At 75.4% G+C, this 3,723-nt stretch carries 7 protein-coding genes; 3 read left to right on the forward strand and 4 right to left on the reverse strand.

Annotated elements, in window-relative coordinates; all coding sequences use genetic code 11:
• Nucleotides 1-205, forward strand: a 205-nt coding sequence (locus NUM_RS18905) for a hypothetical protein (protein ID WP_207126215.1), incomplete at its 5' end; no start/stop codon positions are given.
• Nucleotides 206-242: 37 nt separating this feature from the next.
• Here NUM_RS18905 and NUM_RS18910 read toward each other — a convergent pair.
• Nucleotides 243-653: a VOC family protein gene (locus NUM_RS18910; RefSeq protein ID WP_207126216.1), complete on the reverse strand. Its 411-nt coding sequence runs from the start codon at nucleotides 651-653 to the stop codon at nucleotides 243-245.
• 10 nt (nucleotides 654-663) lie between these two features.
• On the reverse strand, nucleotides 664-1,104 hold the full coding sequence (locus tag NUM_RS18915) for a helix-turn-helix transcriptional regulator (protein WP_225918690.1): 441 nt from the start codon (nucleotides 1,102-1,104) through the stop codon (nucleotides 664-666).
• 102 nt (nucleotides 1,105-1,206) lie between these two features.
• Here NUM_RS18915 and NUM_RS18920 point away from each other — a divergent pair, with 102 nt between their 5' ends.
• Both NUM_RS18920 and NUM_RS18925 read left to right on the forward strand, forming a co-directional pair.
• Nucleotides 1,207-1,770 carry a dihydrofolate reductase family protein gene (locus tag NUM_RS18920; protein ID WP_207126218.1) on the forward strand — a complete coding sequence of 188 codons (564 nt, stop codon included), beginning with the start codon at nucleotides 1,207-1,209 and terminating at the stop codon, nucleotides 1,768-1,770.
• A 124-nt stretch (nucleotides 1,771-1,894) separates the two neighbouring features.
• Complete coding sequence (locus tag NUM_RS18925) at nucleotides 1,895-2,188, forward strand: DUF1330 domain-containing protein (protein WP_207126219.1); 294 nt, start codon at nucleotides 1,895-1,897, stop codon at nucleotides 2,186-2,188.
• Here NUM_RS18925 and NUM_RS18930 read toward each other — a convergent pair.
• Nucleotides 2,169-2,534 carry a hypothetical protein gene (locus NUM_RS18930; RefSeq protein ID WP_207126220.1) on the reverse strand — a complete coding sequence of 122 codons (366 nt, stop codon included), beginning with the start codon at nucleotides 2,532-2,534 and terminating at the stop codon, nucleotides 2,169-2,171. The two genes, NUM_RS18925 and NUM_RS18930, sit on opposite strands and share 20 nt — an antisense overlap.
• The coding region (gene cydC / locus NUM_RS18935) for a thiol reductant ABC exporter subunit CydC (protein ID WP_207126221.1) at nucleotides 2,531-3,723 on the reverse strand (1,193 nt) is incomplete at its 5' end. The genes cydC and NUM_RS18930, both read right to left, overlap by 4 nt.

A 3,723-nucleotide genomic window follows, 5' to 3' on the forward strand; every position in this document is an offset into this window, starting at 1 on the left:
GGGCAACCCGGTCGCCGAGGCGATCGTGGCGCGCGCCGCGGCGCTGCTGGCCGGCGACCGGGCGGGGGTGCTCGCCACCTCGGCCCGGCTGGCCGCGGCCGGCTGCCGGTACCAGGCGGCGCGTAGCCTGCTGCTGGCCGGCGGCGAGCACGCCGAGCGCGGTGCCGCGGCGCTTGCCCGGCTGGGTGTGACCTCGACGCACTGACGCGGCGTCGAGGTGCGGGCGTCGACGCCGCTGCTGCTCAGCGCAGTTCGTTGATCCGGATCATGTTGCCGGCCGGGTCGCGGACCGCGCAGTCGCGCCGCCCGTACGGCTGCTCGATGGGTTCCTGCACGATCTCGACGTCGGCGGCGGCGAGCCGTTCGAACAGCCCGTCCAGGTCGGGGGTGGCCAGGTTGATCATCGTGAAGGTGCCCTTGGCCATCATCTCCTCCACGGTGCGGCGTTCCTCGTCGGTGAGGCCGGGGGTGGCGGTCGGCGGGTACAGCACGATCGAGGTGCCGGGTTGGCCGGGTGGCCCGACGGTGATCCAGTGCAGGCCGTTGTAGCCGACGTCGTTGCGGACCTCGAAGCCGAGCGTGTCGCGGTAGAACGCGAGCGCCTGCTCCGGGTCGTCCTGCGGCAGGAACGCCTCGGCGATGGTGATGTCCATGCCGGTCACGCTAGCGGCGTGCGGGTGCCGGTACTTCTCGATTCCTGACCGGCCGGGTGACCTGGGTGGCCACGCACGACGGCATGCCTTCGGTGGCGTCGGCGTGCTGGCGGCGGTAGACGCTGGGGGCGACGCCGACCAGTTCGGTGAACCGGGTGCTGAAGGTACCCAGCGACGAGCAGCCGACGGTGAAGCAGGCGTCGGTGACGCTCACGTCGCCGCGGCGCAGCAGCGCCATCGCCCGCTCGATCCGCCGGGTCATCAGGTACGAGTAGGGCGACTCGCCGTAGGCGGCGCGGAACTCGCGGCTGAGGTGCCCGGCGGACATGGCCACGCCGCGGGCGAGCGCCTCGACGTCCAGTGGCTGCGCGTACTCCCGGTCGATGCGGTCGCGCACCCGCCGCAGCCGGGCGAGGTCGGCCCGCCGCTTGGTGGTGGATCTGCTGGTCACGCTGGGCATCGTCGCACAGGTCGGTGCCGGCGGCGACCAGCCCGGCCCAACCGCCGCGCCGGCGGGGCAGACAGCGCGGCGGCGGCGTGCGATTCTCGTGCGATGCGGACCGTCTACTACGTCTGGGCCAGTCTCGACGGGTTCGTCGCCACCGACGACGACGAGCTGGACTGGCTGTACCGGCTGGATCGTGGCGACGGGGCCGACTTCGCCCGGTTCGACGCCGGGGTCGGCGCGGTGGTGATGGGTTCGGCCACCTACGAGAGCGTGTTGCGCGACTCGGACCTGCTGTCCCACCCGGAGCGCTGGCAGCAGGCGCACGCCGGCCGGGCGGTGTTCGTGTGCACGCACCGGCGGCTGCCGGTGATACCGGGGGCCGACGTCCGGTTCGTCGACGGCCCGGCGTCGGTGGTGCACGACCAGCTGGTGGCGGCGGCGGGCGGCCGCGACGTGTGGGTCGCCGGCGGTGGCGGGCTGGCGAGCTCGTTCGCCGCGGCCGGCCGGCTGGACGAGCTGGTGGTCGGGGTCGCACCGGTGGTGCTGGGCGGCGGCAAGCCGCTGTTGACCGGGCCGTTGTCGGCGGACAGGCTGCAGCTGGCCGGCGTGCGGCAGGTAGGTCAGCTGGCCTACCTGACCTACCGCCTCACCGGCACCGGCCGGGGGTGACCCGGCGCCCGGCCGCCGGGCCCGGAGCCGACGCGACGACGGGCACGGCCCCGCCCGGTCCCCCGCGGCCGGGGTGGGCCACGATGGTGCGGCGGCTGGTGGACCACGGCGGAAGGGCGGCAGGGTGCCGAAGGCGTACTGGATCAACACGTTCCGGGTGATTCGCGATCCCGACCAGGTGGCCGCGTACGCGGAGCTCGGTGGGGCGGCGATGCTCGCGCACGGCGGCCGGTTCCTCGCCCGTGGCCTGCCGGCCGCGGCGTTCGAGGAAGGGGTGGCCGAGCGCACCACGCTGATCGAGTTCGACAGCGTCGAGGACGCGGTCGCGGCGTACCGCAGCCCGGCCTACCAGCACGCGTTGACGGTGCTGGGTGACGCCGCGGTCCGCGACATCCGGATCATCGAGGCGTCCGGCTGACCGGTGCGCCGTGGCGGGCGGCGACCCAGATGCGGTCGAGGGTGCCGACCGAGTCGGTGAGGTTGCGCACGGTGGCGGCGAGCTCGGGCCGGGTGGCGTCCTCGGCCAGCGCGGTCTGCACGTCCTCCACGGCGCAGCGCAGCGCGAACAGCCGGTCCTGCAGGTCCTGCAGTTCGCGGGCGCTGACCACGACGGCGTCGTCGTCGAGCCCGGCGCGGGAGGTGATGTGCCGTTGCTCGTAGGCGCGTTGCCGGCACGGTTGGCCGCAGTAGCGGCGGGGGCGGCCGAGTTTGCCGGCGGCGGGTAGCGCTCCCCCGCACCAGCCACACCGCTGTGGTTGCGTCACACGACGAAAGTACGGGCCGCTGGCAGTGGCGGTGAAGCCGACACGCCGTCGGGCCGCAGCCGGCCGTCGACCAGCTCGTACACCGCGTCGAACAGGTGCAGGTCGCTGCGCCGGTGGGTGAGCACGACCACGGTACGGCCGGCCGCCGCGGCCAGGATGTGCCGGGTCAGCGCACCGGCGGTGTCCTCGTCGAGGTGTTCGGTGGCCTCGTCGCAGATCAGCACGTCCACGTCGGCCAGCAGCGCCCGCGCCAGCGCGAGGCGTTGCCGCTGCCCGCCGGACAGCTGCCGGCCGTGTTCGCCGACGAACGTGTCGAGCCCGTCGGGCAGGCTGTCGACGAACCGGTCCAGCCGCGCCGCGGCCAGCGCGTCGTGCAGCGTGTCCGCGTCGGCATCCGGGCGGGCGATGCGCAGGTTCTGCGCGATGGTGGTGTCGAACAGGTGCACGTCCTGCGCGCACAGCCCGATGTGCCGGCGCACCGTGTCGCCGGGCAGCTCCGCCAGCGCGGTACCGGCCAGCCGCAGCTCGCCGCGCGCGTCCAGGAACCGCAGCAGCACCGCGGCCAGGGTGGACTTGCCGGTACCGGACGGGCCGGTGATCGCGATGTGCGCGCCGGCCGGGACCCGCAGGTCCAGCCCGCGCAGCACGTCGGGGCCGCCCGGCCAGCCGGCGTGCACGCCGCGCAGCAGCAGGTCGTACGGGCCGTCCGGGTCGGCGGCGGGGTGTGCCGGTTCGGCGACGGGGTCGGGGCGGTCGGTGATCGCGTACACCCGGCGGGCGGCGGAACGCAGCCGCGGCAGCTGGGCGGCGGCGACCGGCAGCGCCGCGTACGCCTCGTGCACGGCCAGCGGGGTGAGCACCACGACCGCGGCGAGGATGCCGGTCAGGGTGCCGCCGGCGACGGCCGGGGCGCTCAACGCCAGGCCGGCCCACACGGCGGCGCCGCCGGCGGCGGTGGCGATTGCGGCGCCGATGCCGTGCCCGACCGCCGAGCGGGCCTCGGCCCGGGTCAGCGCCGCGTCCAGCTGGTCCAGCCGGTCCAGTGCGGTGCGGGCGGCGCCGTGCGCGGTCAGTTCGTCGGCCGCCTCGATGGTTTCCACCACGCCGGCCGACAGCGCACCGCGCAGCGGCGCGACCCGGGCCTGCGCGCGGCGGCTGTGCCAGGTGGCGACCAGCGGCGCGGCGAGCG

This window comes from Actinocatenispora comari (genome assembly GCF_017312725.1).
Lineage (GTDB): Bacteria > Actinomycetota > Actinomycetes > Mycobacteriales > Micromonosporaceae > Actinocatenispora > Actinocatenispora comari.